Origin of the sequence: Sulfitobacter sp. 1A10359, from assembly GCF_043558145.1 — a bacterium.
Taxonomy (GTDB): domain Bacteria; phylum Pseudomonadota; class Alphaproteobacteria; order Rhodobacterales; family Rhodobacteraceae; genus Sulfitobacter; species Sulfitobacter faviae.
On sequence record NZ_JBIFGB010000006.1, the window covers coordinates 1 to 16,214 of the forward strand.

General features: G+C 60.3%; 14 protein-coding genes and 1 riboswitch. Of the genes, 8 read left to right on the forward strand and 6 right to left on the reverse strand.

What is annotated here, in order from left to right; all coding sequences use genetic code 11:
• Nucleotides 1-35: 35 nt before the first annotated feature.
• A complete protein-coding gene (locus tag ACGYK2_RS13275; protein ID WP_394374312.1) occupies nt 36-434 on the reverse strand; it encodes a hypothetical protein in 399 nt (132 codons plus the stop codon).
• A gap of 774 nt (nt 435-1,208) precedes the next feature.
• Here ACGYK2_RS13275 and ACGYK2_RS13280 point away from each other — a divergent pair.
• On the forward strand, nt 1,209-2,438 hold the full coding sequence (locus tag ACGYK2_RS13280) for a plasmid recombination protein (RefSeq protein WP_394374313.1): 1,230 nt from the start codon (nt 1,209-1,211) through the stop codon (nt 2,436-2,438).
• A 222-nt stretch (nt 2,439-2,660) separates the two neighbouring features.
• Nucleotides 2,661-3,095, forward strand: coding sequence for a hypothetical protein (locus ACGYK2_RS13285; RefSeq protein ID WP_394374314.1), 435 nt, complete (start codon nt 2,661-2,663; stop codon nt 3,093-3,095).
• A 269-nt stretch (nt 3,096-3,364) separates the two neighbouring features.
• Here ACGYK2_RS13285 and ACGYK2_RS13290 read toward each other — a convergent pair whose 3' ends face one another.
• From ACGYK2_RS13290 to ACGYK2_RS13310, 5 genes are all read right to left on the reverse strand, one after another.
• Nucleotides 3,365-4,369, reverse strand: coding sequence for a FecCD family ABC transporter permease (locus ACGYK2_RS13290; RefSeq protein ID WP_394374315.1), 1,005 nt, complete (start codon nt 4,367-4,369; stop codon nt 3,365-3,367).
• Between the two features lie 44 nt (nt 4,370-4,413).
• Nucleotides 4,414-5,358, reverse strand: a complete 945-nt coding sequence (locus tag ACGYK2_RS13295) for an ABC transporter substrate-binding protein (RefSeq protein WP_271688911.1) — start codon at nt 5,356-5,358, stop codon at nt 4,414-4,416.
• Nucleotides 5,359-5,372: 14 nt separating this feature from the next.
• Nucleotides 5,373-6,155, reverse strand: a complete 783-nt coding sequence (locus ACGYK2_RS13300; protein ID WP_271688912.1) for an ABC transporter ATP-binding protein — start codon at nt 6,153-6,155, stop codon at nt 5,373-5,375.
• A complete protein-coding gene (locus tag ACGYK2_RS13305; protein ID WP_271688913.1) occupies nt 6,152-6,559 on the reverse strand; it encodes a DUF1636 domain-containing protein in 408 nt (135 codons plus the stop codon). Before ACGYK2_RS13305 ends, ACGYK2_RS13300 begins: the two co-directional genes overlap by 4 nt.
• A 119-nt stretch (nt 6,560-6,678) precedes the next feature.
• Nucleotides 6,679-6,893: riboswitch (cobalamin riboswitch) on the reverse strand.
• Nucleotides 6,894-6,918: 25 nt separating this feature from the next.
• Complete coding sequence (locus ACGYK2_RS13310; RefSeq protein WP_271688914.1) at nt 6,919-7,998, reverse strand: GTP-binding protein; 1,080 nt, start codon at nt 7,996-7,998, stop codon at nt 6,919-6,921.
• A gap of 354 nt (nt 7,999-8,352) precedes the next feature.
• Between ACGYK2_RS13310 and urtA the strand changes: the two genes are divergently transcribed.
• The 6 genes from urtA (at nt 8,353) to aspS (ending at nt 16,197) form a co-directional block, all read left to right on the forward strand.
• On the forward strand, nt 8,353-9,639 hold the full coding sequence (gene urtA, locus ACGYK2_RS13315) for an urea ABC transporter substrate-binding protein (protein WP_271688915.1): 1,287 nt from the start codon (nt 8,353-8,355) through the stop codon (nt 9,637-9,639).
• A gap of 76 nt (nt 9,640-9,715) precedes the next feature.
• The gene (gene urtB / locus ACGYK2_RS13320) at nt 9,716-11,644 is read left to right on the forward strand and encodes an urea ABC transporter permease subunit UrtB (RefSeq protein ID WP_271688916.1); all 1,929 of its coding nucleotides are present in this window, start codon (nt 9,716-9,718) and stop codon (nt 11,642-11,644) included.
• Nucleotides 11,645-11,647: 3 nt separating this feature from the next.
• Nucleotides 11,648-12,829 carry an urea ABC transporter permease subunit UrtC gene (gene urtC / locus ACGYK2_RS13325; protein ID WP_271688917.1) on the forward strand — a complete coding sequence of 394 codons (1,182 nt, stop codon included), beginning with the start codon at nt 11,648-11,650 and terminating at the stop codon, nt 12,827-12,829.
• A complete protein-coding gene (gene urtD / locus ACGYK2_RS13330) occupies nt 12,826-13,581 on the forward strand; it encodes an urea ABC transporter ATP-binding protein UrtD (RefSeq protein ID WP_271688918.1) in 756 nt (251 codons plus the stop codon). Before urtC ends, urtD begins: the two co-directional genes overlap by 4 nt.
• Complete coding sequence (gene urtE / locus ACGYK2_RS13335) at nt 13,568-14,263, forward strand: urea ABC transporter ATP-binding subunit UrtE (RefSeq protein WP_271688919.1); 696 nt, start codon at nt 13,568-13,570, stop codon at nt 14,261-14,263. Before urtD ends, urtE begins: the two co-directional genes overlap by 14 nt.
• A gap of 158 nt (nt 14,264-14,421) precedes the next feature.
• Nucleotides 14,422-16,197 (forward strand): aspartate--tRNA ligase, encoded by a 1,776-nt coding sequence (aspS, locus tag ACGYK2_RS13340; protein WP_271688920.1) that lies wholly within the window; start codon nt 14,422-14,424, stop codon nt 16,195-16,197.
• Nucleotides 16,198-16,214: the final 17 nt, after the last annotated feature.

The window sequence follows — 16,214 nt, forward strand, 5'->3', positions numbered from 1 at the left end:
CCAAAGGGCGATACAGCGGTCTTCAAGCCATTGGTTCAGCTCTGCCAGATCGGCAAAGACCGGCATGACCTGCCACAGCCCCCGGTTAAATTGTGTGATCCAACCACTATTAGGCCGCTGTTCTTCCCCAAGAACTGGTAAATCTTTGAATGGAAAGTCTGGCCTGTTTCAGAGTGCACTACGTTCAAGGAGCTGGCAAGCTGCCGCAATGCAGTAAGTGCTTCATAAGAAGTTCCGCCCAGGTCGACGCCCACAAATATATTTACTTCCCCGCCCTGAGCGCGGAAGGTTTCTAAAGCACTTTTAATTCTGAGAACCCCACTATTTTTTGCAAATGCAACTGCAATATTCAAAGTGTGGTAATTTTTAGATTCGAGCAATTCTATCAGTCGGTTTCCAAGCTGCCCCGAAAAGGGCTGATTCATGAGCTCCATTAAATTCACCTTTGAAAAATTGACGATAGAGGCCAAAGAGGCCTTTATCCTAGCCTAAAAAGATAAACATACATTCTTTTGAAAAGCGGCTCAAGCAAGCTGGATGGGGTGCTATAACTTTGGACCCGCCGAAGACCTAAGGGGAGCGAACTGTAGCGTAAACAGATTCGACACCCCGCAGAGCCGCGTTCCCTTGTTTGGCTATGCGAACCCCAAACGCTCGTATCGTGAGCGGCTGTGTTTATTTGAGCGGAACGTAGTAAATTTTTGCATACAGCGTAGGCCTTGCAGGAATTTCCGAAGTTGCCTGACTTGGTCTGTCACGCCTCTTAGGTGTCCCAAGCAGAAGCTGGCTGAAACTTTTGCTTCAGGTCTAACTGCCGGAAAAGTTGGAGCTGCCATGGAGCTCGTGTTTTGAGGGGCGCACACGGGGGGGCAGGTGCGTAAAGCACGGCCCCTGCGAGCAGGCGGGGGTTTGGGGGAGGAGTGCGGAACGACGCTCCCCCAAGAGCAGGGGATGCAAGGGGAGTGCGGAACGATGACCTTGCCGCCCTCCGCGTAGGAGTGCCCGCTGCATAAGCGCCCCCGGCGGGCGGGGTTCTGGGGCAGTGCCCCGGGCGAACGGCAGGCCGAACAGAGGTGCCATAGGCGCCGGAGTGCGGGCTGTTTAGTGAGTAATCTCCCTGCACCTCCATTCACTCGCTTTTCAAACTGATTTCTCCGGTCGGCCAGAACATCGACCCATTTTCTGATCTCAACCTCTGGAGATCAAAAATGGCGAGCAAGAAACACCCGATCGTCCTGCGTTTCGAAGGCATGGACCCCAGTGATATCGGTGGCTACGAGGCGCACCGTTATCGCAAAGGTGGCGATCTGGGGCACATCGACCGAGATAAACCAAAGCCGCGTTTGCTGATCGGCACGCACAGCTGGGCCGAGGAAGCGCAGGCGGAAATCAAGCTGATGAAGTTTGAAACTTTCGCCGCAGAACTCGCCGACCTGGACCGCCGCAAACGGCGCAAGGAGATCGAGAAGCGCCGTATCGAGGGCCCACGCGACCCATGGCGGGCATCGCGTCACGGACCGATGCGCGAGCTCATCCTCACTGCGAACAAGGAGTGGTTCGAGCAAACCGAAAGCAGCGATGTTGAGTTCAGCACTTCGAAGGAAGAGCTATTCGAGGAGCGGGCAGTTGCTTGGTTGCAAGAGAACTTCGGCGACGATGTGATCCACGCCCGTGCCGATCTTGATGAGCAAGCCTATCACATCCACGCGGTGATCATGCCACGCGCAACGGTGAAAAAGTACGGGACCGAATGCCGTGTGCTGCAACCCTCGGTCCATCCGCTCATCAAGGATTATGAGGCGGCGCAAGACAGTGTTGGCGGATGGTTCAGCGAGATCGGGCTGACACGGGGCCAGCGGCACAAACAGGCCATCCGTGATGCGCTGAACGACGGAAGAAAGCCACCCGCCAGCCCGCGGCACGTGCGCCCGGCAGTCTGGCGAGCAGAGCAGGAACGCAAGCTTGCGGAAAAAGAGGCTGCACTGGAAACGCGTCAACGTGAGGTCTCCGAACGCGAGGAGCAGGCGGACGAGATCATTGCGTTTGGTGAGGCGGTTGCAGCCGGCGGGATCGACGAAAACGGACAGCCAGCAGCGTCGGCGCAGCAGTCAAAAAAGACCCCGGCGCTAACGCCTGTGCGCAAATCCTCTCTCGGCTTTGCTATCGCGCGCAAGGCCTACCGGATGGCGATGAAGCGCCTTCGCGGTAAGGCGGCAGCAGAGGCCGAGCACAATGCGCGCGCGCAGGTGGTAAAGGAGGTTGCCGAGATCAAAGCAGCGGATGATGTCATAGTCGAGATTGGTCAGCAGTTGCCCGAAGGGATGCGCGCGAGAATAGCCAAGGTGCGGCGCAAGCTTTCGGCACGGATCATGAAGCTGGACCCCACCACGAAGGGCCGTTTTGGAGGGCCAATATCCGGAAGCAATGACAGCCGCTGACGCACGCAGAAATGCGCGAAAACATTTCACCAGAAAGATAAAGCAGCGTACTTCAAAAATGAAACGTTCAATATCAAAGGCTTATGCCGAAATCTAAAATTTTCCATTCCGAACGGCAATTGGGCAAAAATTTGCATAACCAAATAATTTGTAAGCCGGTTGCGGCGGGCGGAAAGCCTAAAGCATTGGTGAAATCGCAAACCAAAATTTGGAGCATTACACATGAAGAAATCACTGTCCCGCAAACCCGCCCGTGCAACCCAAAACGCGAAGTTCGAGATGTCGCCGGCCATGCAGGCCCGCATGGAGAAAGCGATGATCTCAATCGGCAATATCGCCGGAAAACAGGCCCGCAAAGAGGATAAGGTCCAGCGCGAGGCCCGCCTTGCTATCGCTGAAACCTTCGACGCGTGGATCGACTGGCTGGAAGAAGAAGCGCCCGATCAGATCGAAGAGATGTTCTTTGAGCTGGGCTGTTTTGCTTCTGCCACGAACCGCCGCAGGATGTTCAAACACGCGAAAGCACCTGAAGGCGTGGCGGAGCGCGCGCAGGAGCAGGTAGATCAGTGGAAGGAAGAGGAAGAAGCGGCCAAGTCCGCAGCGGCGAAAGCGGCCACCCACAAAACTGATGACGGGCGAAACACCACAGCGGACTGATTATCATTTCACAGTCAAGAAAGTTCGCTGAAGTCCAACTCCCTCTCCCGCAACCAATATTCGCGAAGTATCGCTTTCAGAAAGACCCGCCCTCCCGGCGGGTCTTTCTGCATTTGGGGGGATGTCCCCTTGCTCTATCCCTGTTCAAATTCGTGTTCCGCCAGCTTTGCGAAGAAGACTATTTGCGTCGGTAGAAGGGAAGAGAGTTTAGCACAGGGGCGGGTCAGCGGTTCAGCGCCCGGTTCGAGCGTCTCCCATTGTAATGCGCCTCACCGTATCTGCCCCCGCAGCAGCCAAACGAAAAACACGCCGCCGATCAGTCCCGTAACGATGCCGATGGGCATATCGTCGGGGGCCATGATGGTTCTGGCCACGATGTCCGCCCATAAGAGGAACACGGCGCCGCATAGGGCTGAGATAGGGAGCAGGCGGCGGTAGTCGCCGCCGACCAAGAGGCGCACGATGTGGGGGATCATCAGGCCGACGAAGCCGATCACGCCTGAGAAAGCGACCATGACCCCCGTGATCAGGGCGCCAATGACGAAGATCGTGAGCCGGAAACGCGCCACGGGGATGCCGAGGGTGGTGGCGGTTTCATCGCCGACGGTCATGGCGTTCAGATGGCCTGACCTGAGCCAGAGATAGGCGCCGCAACCCAGTAGGATCACGGCGGGGTAGATGAGTTGGTTCCATCCCGCCAAGCCGAGGCCGCCGAGCATCCAGAACACCACCGTATGTGTGGCCCGTGGATCGCCAAGGAAGATCAGCACATTGGCGGCGGACATGACGATGAAGGACACGGCGACGCCGGCCAAGACCAGCCGGTCGGCGCTGGTGGCGGCTGCGAATTGCGTGACGGCGAGAACGATCAAGATCGCACCCAGCGAGCCGAGGAAGGCGAGCAGGGGGACGGTCAGCCCTCCGAGGAACAGCCCCGTGTGCAGCAGGGCCAGAATGGCGCCGAATGCGCCGCCTGCCGAGATGCCCAGCAGATGCGGGTCTGCTAGCGGATTGCGGGTGACGGCCTGAAGGCTTGCGCCGACGATCGCCAATCCCGCGCCGACGAGACAGGCGAGGATGGCCCTCGGCAGGCGGATGTTCCAGACGATGGCCTCCCGCCCGCCGGACCAGTCCACGGCCACGGCGCCGGGGGCGGCCTTGTTGGCCAAGATTCCCCAGACGGTTTTGACGGGGACCACGACGGCCCCCACGCTCACCGCAATCGACAGCGATGCCAGCAGGATTGCGATGCCGAACAGGCAAGTGATCCACACCCCCCGCGTGGGTTTCCGAGGCGCTATCGATCGCGGTTTAAACGTCATGAATGCTCACTGCCCCGAAACGCGGTGGCGAGGGTTTTGACCGCTTCGATGTTGCGCGGGCCGGGTGTGGCCTCGACATATTCCAGCACGACGAAACGGTCGTTGCGCACGGCATCGATGTCGGCGAAGGCGGGGTTCTCCATCATGAAAGCGCGCTTTTGATCGGCGGTGACTTCGCCATAATTGACGATCACGATGACTTCGGGATCGCGCGCGACCACGGCCTCCCAACCGACGGTGGCCCAGCTTTTCTCAAGGTCGTTCATGATGTTCGTGCCCCCCGCGGCCTCGATCAAGGCGTTTGGCATGGCATAGGCCCCGGCGGTGAAGGGCACATCTTCGCCGCTGTCATAGACAAAGACGCGGGGGGCGGTCTCAAGCGGGGGCAGCGCCGCTAGGAATGCGTCGAGTTCAGCTTGGTAGCCTTCGATCAAACTTTCCGCGCGATCCGAGACGTCGAAGATCGTGCCGAGATTGCGCATGTCGTTATACATATCCTCCATCGAGGATGGGGCTTTTTGACCGATATGGATGCAGCTTTCGGTGAGTTCATAGACTTGAATGCCGAAGGGGGCGAGCGTTTCTGGCGTCACTTCGCCGCCGACCTTCATGCCGTAGTTCCAACCGGCAAAGAAGAAGTCTGCATCCGCCCCGATCAGCACCTCCCGCGAGGGGTATTTCGACGACAGTTCCGGCAGCGCTGCGACACCTGCGGTCATCTCTTGGTCCAGTTTGTTCCAGCCCGAGATGCCGGTATAGCCCACCATGCGGTCTGCGAGGCCGAGCACCAGCATCATCTCAAGCAGGTTCACGTCATTGGCGACCGCGGCTTGGGGTGGGTGATCGAAGGTGACTTCGCGGTCGCAGCTTTGCACGGTGGTCTGGGCGAAGGCCGATCCGGCGATCATCAGGGCGGCGAGAGTGGTGAGAGTAAGTTTCATAAGAGTTTTCCGTTTCAATCTGGAAGGGCAAAAGAGAAATGCGCCGCGCCGCTGGGGGTGAGCCGCTCGCGCTGCGCGTCGACGCGAAATGTTCTTGAGACGAGATCATCGGTCAGAACCGTATTTGGCGGGCCGAAGCCCTGCGGATAGCCGTCTTTCAGCACCAGCACCTCGTCACAGATGCCATCGGCCATATTGAGATCATGAAGCGAGACGACGATGGTCATGTTCAATCCGCGGATCAGGGACACGATTTCAAGCTGGTGGCGTATATCGAGGTGGTTGGTCGGCTCATCCAGGACCAAGACCTGCGGCTCCTGCGCCAAGGCGCGGGCGACCATGACGCGCTGCCTTTCCCCGCCCGAAAGGGTGCCGACATCGCGGTGGGCGAGGGGGTGCAGGCTGAGCCGGTCCAAGACGCGGTCGATGATCTGCTCGTCCTTGCGGCTGGATGACGAAAACGCCGCGCGATGAGGCGTGCGGCCAAGGCGGACGATCTCCAAGACCGTCAGCCCAAAGGACGGCGTCTGTTCTTGCAAGACAGCGGCGATGCGCCGCGCGGCGGCACGGGCGGAGAGGGACCAAATATCCTGCCCGCCCACATGGATCGATCCCGTTTGGGGCGGTTGAAAACGGTAGAGCAGACGTAAAAGGGTGGATTTGCCCGCGCCATTCGGCCCCAACACGCCCAGAACGCCGCCCGCTGCGACGGTAAAGGACGTAGGGTGCAGAACCGGCTGGCCCGATTTTCCCGGCGCCCAGCTTACATCCTTTACTGCAAGGTCGGCGGCTCTCATGAGACGCGCAGGTGGCTGGGTTTCAGCTCGATCATCGCCGCGGGCACCCGCGCAAGGGTGGATTTGCGCAGTTTGCCGGGGCGGTCCAGCGAAGAGCACCAGCCGTCATTCAATGTGGCATAACGCTGGGCGAAGGCCACAAGGTCGTCGATGTCTTCGTCAGGGTCGATGTCGCCAAAGAGGTAGGTCGCCTTTTTGCTGGCGTGATAGGCCACCGTGCAGGGGCGGTCGCAGCCCGCCATACAGGCCACGCCCGCGATCTCGAAACCCTCAGGGATCGCCGCGCCGGCTGCCGCGATTGCGGCGCTCAGCCTCTGGATTAGGTCAAAGCCCGGCCGGCAATCCTTGCCCTTGTGTTTGCATGAGGTGCAAACCGTAATCCTGTGGTTTTGATGCGTATCCATGTCGCCCTCCGCGATCGCGCGGGGGATCGAGCAGCCATGTTCTACAGCAAGGGAGTTTCCCTGTCGCCATCATGTTCTCCTAACCAGACACCCCGTCTGGGTTGAGTTGCAATTACGGCCCTCTCGGTGCCGGTGATGGCAGGTCTCCTGACTCGCGGATCGACGCTCGCCCGAACCTTCCCAAGCCTAAAGCTCAGTGGTTTTGCCGGGGTCGCTCACCGCTCACAGTTGCGGGGGCAGTTACGGTTTCGGCGCGCGCTGCTTGCCTTACCGTATTCCCTTTTCATCCCAGACGCCGCTGCGGCGGCTGGAAACCATCGCCATGATCTGTGGCCGAAGAGCCATGCCGGGTCAAGCTGCTATCCCGCCTGTCGCTCCGGCCCATCGCGCCGGGCGCGTAGCATATCGAGGCTCCGGTTCAGTTCGGGGTTGGTCATATCGCGGGCGATGACGACAATGCGGGACTGCCGGTCGTCCTTTGGCCAGTCGCGCAGGGGGACGGGCGGATCGAAAAGATGCTGCACGCCGTGAAAGACAAAGGGGATGGGGACGTCTTCCAGATGCACGATGCCTTTGACCCGCAAAAGATCGGACCCGCGCAGCCTGACCAGCGTGTCGAGCCAAAGGTCGAAAGCCTCGGCCGGGATCGGTGCGTCTAGAACGATGGAGGCCGACCCGATCCGCGCATCATGTTGGTGGGTTTGCATCATGGGGGCGGATGCCGTGGGCGCGGCGAAGCCCGAGAGGTTGTCAAGCGGATCGGACTTTTCGACGGGCGTGAGCCATTCCATAACGTTGCTCGCATCAACCGCCCGCCGCATACCGCTGAGCCCCCAGAGCGATGCAACCGGGATAAGCCCGCGTTCGGCCTTGATGATGCGCGCCGTTTGATTGAGGTCGCGCAGCCTGCCTTCAAAGGCGGCAAGCGCTTGCTGGGTCACCAAGTCGGATTTGCTGAGCACCAGCAGATCGGCCATCGCCACCTGCGAGACGGCTTCGAACTGCTGATCCAGCGTGTCCGGCCCATTCGCGGCATCGACGACCGTCACAACCCCGTCCACGCGGAATTTGCGGGCCAGATAGGGATCGGCCAAAAAGGTCTGGAGAATGGGGCCGGGATCGGCCAGCCCCGTCGTCTCGATCACAACGCGGTCGAATTGCACGCGCCACGTCTGCCTGCGGCGCTTGAGGTCTTGCAGCGTCCGCGACAGATCCCCCCTGATCGAGCAGCACAGACAGCCCGATTGCATGAGAATGACCTCTTCGTCGGCGGTTTCGATCAGATCGTGGTCAAGCCCGGCCTCGCCGAATTCATTCACGACGACTGCGATTTTGGGAGCCTCTTCGCTTGCGACGATGTGATTGAGCAGCGTGGTTTTCCCCGCGCCGAGGAAGCCGGTCAGCAGGGTGACGGGAATGCGTTTGTCGGTGGCGGGCATGGTTTGCGGGCTCTGCTATGGATTATTTCAGAAACGTTATAACATCACAATATGAGGTGCAACCCGTAGGCCGGTGCCCCGAGCTTGCCAAATCCATGCGCTCAGCGCCTAAATTTTGGCAGGTCCACCTCAAACCGCCCAATCGAAGGGCGTTGTTGCTGCGCCGCAGAAAGCGACCTTGGGTTAGGGCTTGTTCCAACGCGCCCTGAAATTGAGGCTGCAGAGGCCTCGCTATGGGGCGGCGCCAAGGGAGTTGTCCGGCAAGGGGGCATCCGCGCGCGATAACAATAAACGCTGTGTGGAAGAGGCATCATCGCGTCTTTGCTTTTCCGCACACCAAACGGGGATACCGTCATGAAATTTTCCACCAAACGCACAGTCACGGCGACCGCTGCCCTTCTGCTCGCAGGTTCAGCCGCCGCTGCAGCCTGCGACGATCCGATCAAGGTTGGCGTGCTGCACTCCCTCTCGGGGACGATGGCCATTTCCGAGACGACATTGAAAGACACGATGGAGCTTTTGATCGCGCAGCAGAACGCCGCGGGCGGCTTGCTGGGATGTGAGATCGAAGCGGTCGTCGTTGACCCGGCTTCCGACTGGCCGCTGTTCGCAGAAAAGGCGCGTGAGCTTCTCACCGTCTCGGAGGTGGATGTCATCTTTGGCTCTTGGACCTCGGTCTCGCGCAAATCCGCGCTGCCCGTTCTGGAAGAGCTGAACGGCCTGATGTTCTACCCCGTCCAATATGAGGGCGAGGAAAGCTCGCGCAATGTGTTCTACACCGGTGCGGCCCCGAACCAGCAGGCGATTCCGGCCACCGATTATTTCCTTGAGGAACTGGGCGTCGAGAAATTCGCGCTGCTGGGCACTGACTATGTCTATCCCAGAACCACCAACAACATTCTTGAGCAATATCTGCTGGATAAGGGCATTCCCGAAGAGAACATCTTCGTCAACTATACGCCTTTCGGCCATTCCGACTGGTCCACGATCGTGTCGGATGTAGTCGAACTGGGCGCGGATGGCTCGCAGGTGGGCGTGATCTCAACCATCAATGGCGATGCGAATATCGGCTTCTACAAAGAACTGGCCGCGGCGGGCATCTCTGCCGATGACATTCCGGTCGTCGCCTTCTCGGTCGGGGAAGAAGAGCTTTCGGGCCTCGATACCGCTGACCTCGTGGGCCATCTCGCGGCTTGGAACTACTTCCAATCGGCTGAATCCGAGCAAAATGACGAATGGGTCGCCGCTTGGAAAGAGGCGATGGGCGAAGACCGGGTAACCAATGACCCGATGGAGGCGCATTACATCGGCTTCAACATGTGGGTAAACGCGGTCACCGAAGCGGGCACCACCGATGTGGATGCGGTGCGTGTGGCGATGTATGGGCAGGAATTCCCGAACCTCACCGGCGGGACAGCTGTCATGCTGCCCAATCACCACCTCGCCAAGCCTGTGTTGATCGGTGAAATCACCGAAGACGGCCAATTCGACATCATCAGCCAGACCGAAGAAGTGCCGGGCGATGCATGGACGGATTTCCTGCCTGAATCGGCGGTTCTGGTCTCCGACTGGAAAGACCTCGAATGCGGCATGTACAACAAAGAGACCGAGACCTGCGTTCAGTTGACTTCGAACTACTGAACCCAAGCGCCGGGCGCGTTTTCAGCCGTGCCCGGCATCCGTTTTGACCACTCCCTCTCCGAAAGCCCCATACCTCATGGTTCGAATGCTGCTCAGCCTGATGTGCTTGCTGGCCTCTGTCGGTTTTGCATCCGCTCAGGACCTCCAGTCCCTTTTGCAGACCCACGAAGCAGAGGTGATCAAACCCTCGCGTAAATCGGTCGGTGTCCTATTGGACGATCTGGTGGCCTCGGGCCTGCCGCAGGTGCCAGCCTTTCTGGAGCAATGGGCCGAGCGGAACGTCTGGCAAGACGATACCTCGGGCCTGTTCTACTTTGGGGCCGAGGCGGATGATACGCTCGCGCTGCGCGACATAGATACGGGCGAAGAGGCCACTGCGCCCTCGGATGGGTTCAGCCAATTGCGCCCCAATGGCGGCGTGCGGCGGGTCATCGGCACGGCCTTGGTGCAGTTTCAACTGTCCGATCCCGATCCTGCGCGCCGCCGCGCCGCGCTTGAAAGCATCGCGCGCCGCAGCGATGCCAGCCAGCTTGGCCCGCTCGTGGCCTCACTTGATGGAGAGGATGATCCCGCCCTGCGCGCCCGGAAGGCGCAATTGGCCAATTTCCTGACCGCGCGCTTTGGGCAGGCGGCTGATGAGCGCATTCGCGCGATTGAAAGCCTTTCCTCTGACACCTCCCTCGAAGCGCGGGCGGTGCTGAGCCAGATCCTCTCGGCCAAGACCGGCGTGGCCGAACAGCAGCCCGAGGGCAACATCGCCCGCATTCTTGATCCAATGGCAGCACCCTTAGCAAGCTATGAGACGCTGGTGGAGGCGGGCCTCGCCCCTGGGATCGTGCCACACGGCGAGATACGCGCGGCGCTGGAAGCCAAGATCGTCGATGGCCGCGTGGGCGGCGTCCCTCTGGCGCAATTGGATGACCCGGCGCGCCGGGTGGATGCCTATCGCGCGCTTGCCGAGGTAGGCAGCGTGCCGCCTCTGGTGACGCAGGATGATATCGATACCGCTCTGCAGAACGCGGTCTTCTATGAGCGCTACGCAGAGGAGGACGCCGCGATCACCGACGCGGCCCGCGCCACGCTCGACGCGGTCGAAACGCGGGTTGGCTGGGCGCAGACGTTGGATTTGACACTCGACGGTCTTTCGCTGGCCTCGATCTATTTCCTCGCCGCGATTGGGCTCGCGATCACCTTTGGGCAGATGGGGGTCATCAATATGGCCCATGGCGAGTTCATCATGATGGGCGCCTATACGGGCTATGTCGTGCAACTCGTCATCCCCGACTACACGATGTCGCTTCTGATCGCGCTGCCGCTGGCCTTTGCCGTGACCTTTGGCGCGGGCGTCGCGATGGAGCGGCTGGTGATCCGCCATCTCTACCATCGCCCGCTTGAAACCCTCTTGGCGACCTTCGGCATCTCGATCGCCCTGCAGCAGATCGCCAAGAACATCTTTGGCACGCAGGCCCGCCCGCTGACATCGCCCGAATGGCTGCGCGGGGCGCTGGTGATTTCGGATGTGGTTCAGATCAGTTTCATCCGCATCGCCATTTTCGTGCTGGCGCTGATCTTTCTGTTCTTGCTGCTGTATATTCTCAAGCGTACGCGCCTTGGCTTGGAGGTGCGCGCGGTGACGCAGAACCCCGGCATGGCGGCCTCAATGGGGATCAACCCGGACCGCATCAACATGATGACCTTCGGGCTGGGCTCCGGCATCGCCGGGGTCGCGGGCGTCGGCATCGGGCTTTATGCGCAGGTCACCTCCGAGATGGGCACGAATTACATCGTGCAAAGCTTCATGACCGTCGTGGTGGGCGGTGTCGGGTCGGTCTTCGGCACGCTGGCGGGCGCCGGTCTGATCGGTTTCCTGCAAAAGGGGATCGAGTGGTTGAACCCCTCCAATACGCTGGCGGCCCAGACCTACATGATCCTTTTCATCATCCTGTTCATTCAATTCCGGCCCAAGGGCATTGTCGCCCCCAAAGGCCGGGCAGCGGCGGATTGAGCCATGACCCAGACGCACAGCCAACGCAGTTCCTTCATCGGGCGCAATCCTTCGGTTCTCTACTTCCTCGCCGCGCTGGGCCTGTTCACGGCCCTTGTCACGGTGATGTCCGAAGCGGTGGGCACCGGGCTTGTCTCGACCTCTTTCGTCAAGACGCTGGGCAAAACCCTTTGCCTGTGCCTCGTGGCCATCGCGATGGATGTGGTCTGGGGCTATTGCGGTATCCTCAGCCTTGGGCATTTCGCCTTTTTCGGGATCGGGGGCTACGCCATCGGGATGTGGCTCATGTATGCGCGCACCGAAATCATCGTGGCCGACAGCCTCGCCGGTCAGACCATCCCGCCCACGCCGCAGGAGATATCGGACGCCATCGGAAACCAGATTTTCGGCGTTGTCGGCTCATCCGACTTTCCGCTGATCTGGGCCTTTGCGGACAGTCTGTGGATTCAATTGGCCTTCGTCGTGCTGATCCCCGGCGCGCTGGCGCTGATCTTTGGCTGGCTTGCGTTCCGCAGCCGCGTCAATGGGGTCTACCTGTCGATCCTAACCCAAGCGATGACACTGGCGCTGGCGCTTTACCTCTTCCAGAACGACAGCGGGCTGCGGGGCAACAACGGCCTGTCGGGCCTGCAAAACATCCCCGGCTTCGCCGACAGCGGGCAAGACATGGTGTCCATCGTCTTCTTCCTCGCCTCCGCCTTGGCGCTCGCATTGGGCTATCTGTTCTTCGCTTGGATCACCGACAGCAAGCTGGGCAATATCATCCAAGCCATCCGCGACGATGAATCGCGCGTCCGCTTCCTCGGCTATCATGTGGAAAGCTATAAGCTCTTCGTCTTTACCATCACCGCCATCGTCGCAGGCATCGCAGGCGCGCTCTATTACCCTCAGGCGGGCATCATCAACCCGGCTGAGATCGCGCCCATCGCCTCGATCTATCTCGCGGTCTGGGTCGCCATTGGCGGGCGAGGCCGGCTTTACGGGGCGGTCATCGGGGCGGCGGTGGTCTCGCTCCTGTCCAGTTGGTTCACGGGGGGCGGCGCGCCCAGCATCGATCTGGGGGTCTATACGATCCATTGGGTCGACTGGTGGCTGGTGCTGCTTGGCCTGAGCTTCGTACTTATCACGCTGTTTGCGCCCAAGGGCATCGGCGGCCTCTTTGACAAACTGGTGCGCAAGTCATGACTTCTCTTTTGGAAATGTCCGGAATCTCGAAATCCTTTGACGGATTTCAGGCGATCAAGAACCTCAGCCTCCAGATCGGGGAGCCGGAGTTGCGCGCCGTCATCGGCCCCAATGGGGCGGGCAAAACCACCTTCATGGATATCATCACCGGCAAGACGAAGCCGGATGAGGGCTATATTCGTTTCGGCGAAGACAGCCGCTCGCTCATCGGCCTGTCGGAAAACCAGATCGCCATGCTGGGGATCGGGCGGAAGTTTCAAAAGCCCACGGTTTTCGAGGCGCAAAGCGTGCGCGAAAACCTTGCCATGGCGCTCAAGAACCCGCGGGGCACCTTCTCGGTCTTGTTCTATCGCAAGAGTGCCGAGGGGGCGGCGCGGCTGGAACAGATCGCCGATGAGATCAACCTGACCGCCCATCTCTTCCGCCCTGCCGGAGAGTTGAGCCACGGGCAAAAACAATGGCTGGAGATCGGGATGCTGCTTGCGCAATCGCCGCGCCTGCTGCTGGTGGATGAGCCCGCCGCGGGCATGACCGCGCATGAGCGCGAGCACACCACCGACATCCTGAAGAGGGCGGCCGAGACCCGCGCGGTTATCGTGGTGGAGCATGATATGGAGTTCGTGCGGCGGCTGAACTGCAAGGTGACCGTATTGCACGAAGGATCGGTGCTCGCCGAAGGGTCACTGGATCATGTGACCAACAATCAGACTGTAATTGACGTTTATTTGGGGCGCACCGATGCTGGAGATTGAGAACCTGAGCCTGAAATACGGGCAATCCCAAATCCTGCACGAAATCACGTTGAACGCGCCCGTGGGGCAGGTGACCTGCGTGACCGGCACGAACGGGGTCGGTAAGACCAGCCTGCTGAAGGCCATCGCCGGGCGGCACCCTTTTTCGGGCGGGCGGATCAGGCTTAATGGGGAGGAGTTGCAGCCGGGACGTGCGGCACTCTCGGCCAAGGCGGGCGTCGGATATGTGCCGCAGGGGCGTGAGATTTTTCCACTGATGACTGTGCAAGAGAACCTTGAGACGGGCTTTGCCTGCCTGCCCAAGTCCGAGCGCAGGATCCCGGACGACATTTTCGATCTCTTCCCCGTCCTCGCTGAGATGAAGACCCGGCGCGGGGGCGACCTTTCGGGCGGGCAACAACAGCAGCTTTCCATTGCCCGCGCACTCATCGCGCGGCCCAGCGTGCTGCTGTTGGACGAACCCACCGAGGGGATTCAGCCCAATATCATCCAGATGATTGGCCGCACGATCCGGCTTCTGCGGGATCGGGGGGAGTTGGCCATCGTGCTGGTCGAGCAGAACTTCGATTTTGCCTATAACAACGCGGATCATTTCCACGTCATGCAGCGTGGCCGGATCACCCAATCGATCCCAAAGTCCGAAGCGAAACGAGAGCAGCTTTTGGATGCGCTTGCGCTCTAGCTGACCCCTCAAAACGGGATCGCGCAGGACTCCGGATGGGGGTTTAGGCGCGGAAACCTCCTATTATTGTGGGGGCGCGTGGCAGCAAAGTCTTGACTTCCCGACCGTCAAACGGTGTACCTGCGCGAAACCTGAAATAGCCCTAGGAAGGGACCATCATGCACGCCTATCGCAGCCATACCTGTGCCGATCTGAGCCTTGAGAACAAGGGTGACACCGTGCGCCTGTCCGGCTGGGTGCACCGGGTGCGGGACCACGGCGGTGTGCTGTTTTTGGACCTGCGCGACCATTACGGGATCACTCAGGTCATCTGCGACCCTGACAGCCCGGCCTTCGCCGAGATGGAAAAGGTCCGTGCGGAATGGTGCGTGCGCATTGATGGCACCGTAAAGGCGCGGGACGAGAGCCTTGTGAACCCCAAGTTGCCCACGGGCGAGATCGAAGTCTACGCGCGCGACATCGAAATCTTGGGTTCTGCCGCGGAACTGCCGCTTCAGGTCTTCGGCGATCAGGAATACCCCGAGGAGACGCGTCTGCGCTATCGCTACCTCGACCTGCGCCGGGAGAAGATGCAAAAGAACATGGCGCTGCGCTCTGACGTGGTGGCCTCGATCCGCAAGCGCATGTGGGATCAGAACTTCCGCGAGTTCCAGACGCCGATCATCACCGCCTCCTCCCCCGAGGGCGCGCGCGACTTCCTCGTGCCGTCGCGTCTGCATCCGGGCAAGTTCTACGCCCTGCCGCAGGCGCCGCAGCAGTTCAAACAGCTGCTCATGGTCTCGGGCTTTGACAAATACTTCCAGATCGCGCCCTGCTTCCGCGACGAAGACCCGCGCGCCGACCGCTCGCCCACCGATTTTTACCAGCTCGACATGGAGATGTCCTTTGTCACGCAGCAGGACGTCTTCGACACGATCCAGCCGGTGATCGCAGGCATCTTCGAAGAGTTCGGCGGCGGCAAGAAGGTCGACGAGACTTGGGAGCAGATTTCCTATAAGGATGCCGCGCTGTGGTATGGCTCCGACAAGCCCGACCTGCGCAATCCGATCAAGATGCAGGTGGTGAGCGAGCACTTCCGCGATTCCGGCTTCGCGATCTTTGCCAAGCTGCTTGAGCAAGAGGGCACCGAAATCCGCGCCATTCCCGCGCCCACAGGCGGCAGCCGAAAGTTCTGCGACCGCATGAACGCCTTCGCGCAGAAAGAAGGGTTGCCCGGCATGGGCTATATCTTCTGGCGCGATCAGGGCAACGGAATGGAGGCGGCAGGCCCGCTGGCCAAGAACATCGGGCCCGAGCGCACCGAAGCGATCCGCCAGCAGTTGGGTCTGGGCGTCGGCGATGCGGCCTTCTTCCTCGGCGGCAAGCCGAAGAGCTTCGAGGCCGTCGCAGGCCGCGCGCGTAACGTCATCGGCGAGGAGTTGAACCTCACCGACAAAGAGCGTTTCGCCTTTGCATGGATCGTGGATTTTCCGATTTACGAGCGCGACGAAGAGACCGGCAAGATCGACTTCGAACACAACCCCTTCTCCATGCCCCAAGGCGGGATGAAGGCGCTGGAGGGTGATCCGCTCAAGGTGCTGGGCTACCAGTATGACCTCGCCTGCAACGGCTACGAACTGGTTTCGGGCGCGATCCGGAACCACAAGCCCGAGATCATGTTCAAAGCCTTTGAAATCGCGGGCTACGGCGAAGACGAGGTGCGCAAACGTTTCGGCGGCATGGTCAACGCCTTCCAATACGGCGCCCCGCCCCACGGTGGCTGTGCTGCGGGCATCGACCGTATCGTCATGCTGCTGGCCGAAGAGCAGAACATCCGCGAAGTCATCCTCTTCCCGATGAACCAGCGTGCCGAAGACCTGATGATGAACGCCCCCTCCGAGCCCAGCAGCGATCAGCTGATGGAACTGGGGCTGCGGGTCATTCCGCAGGAGTGATCCTGTCTGAATGAAGT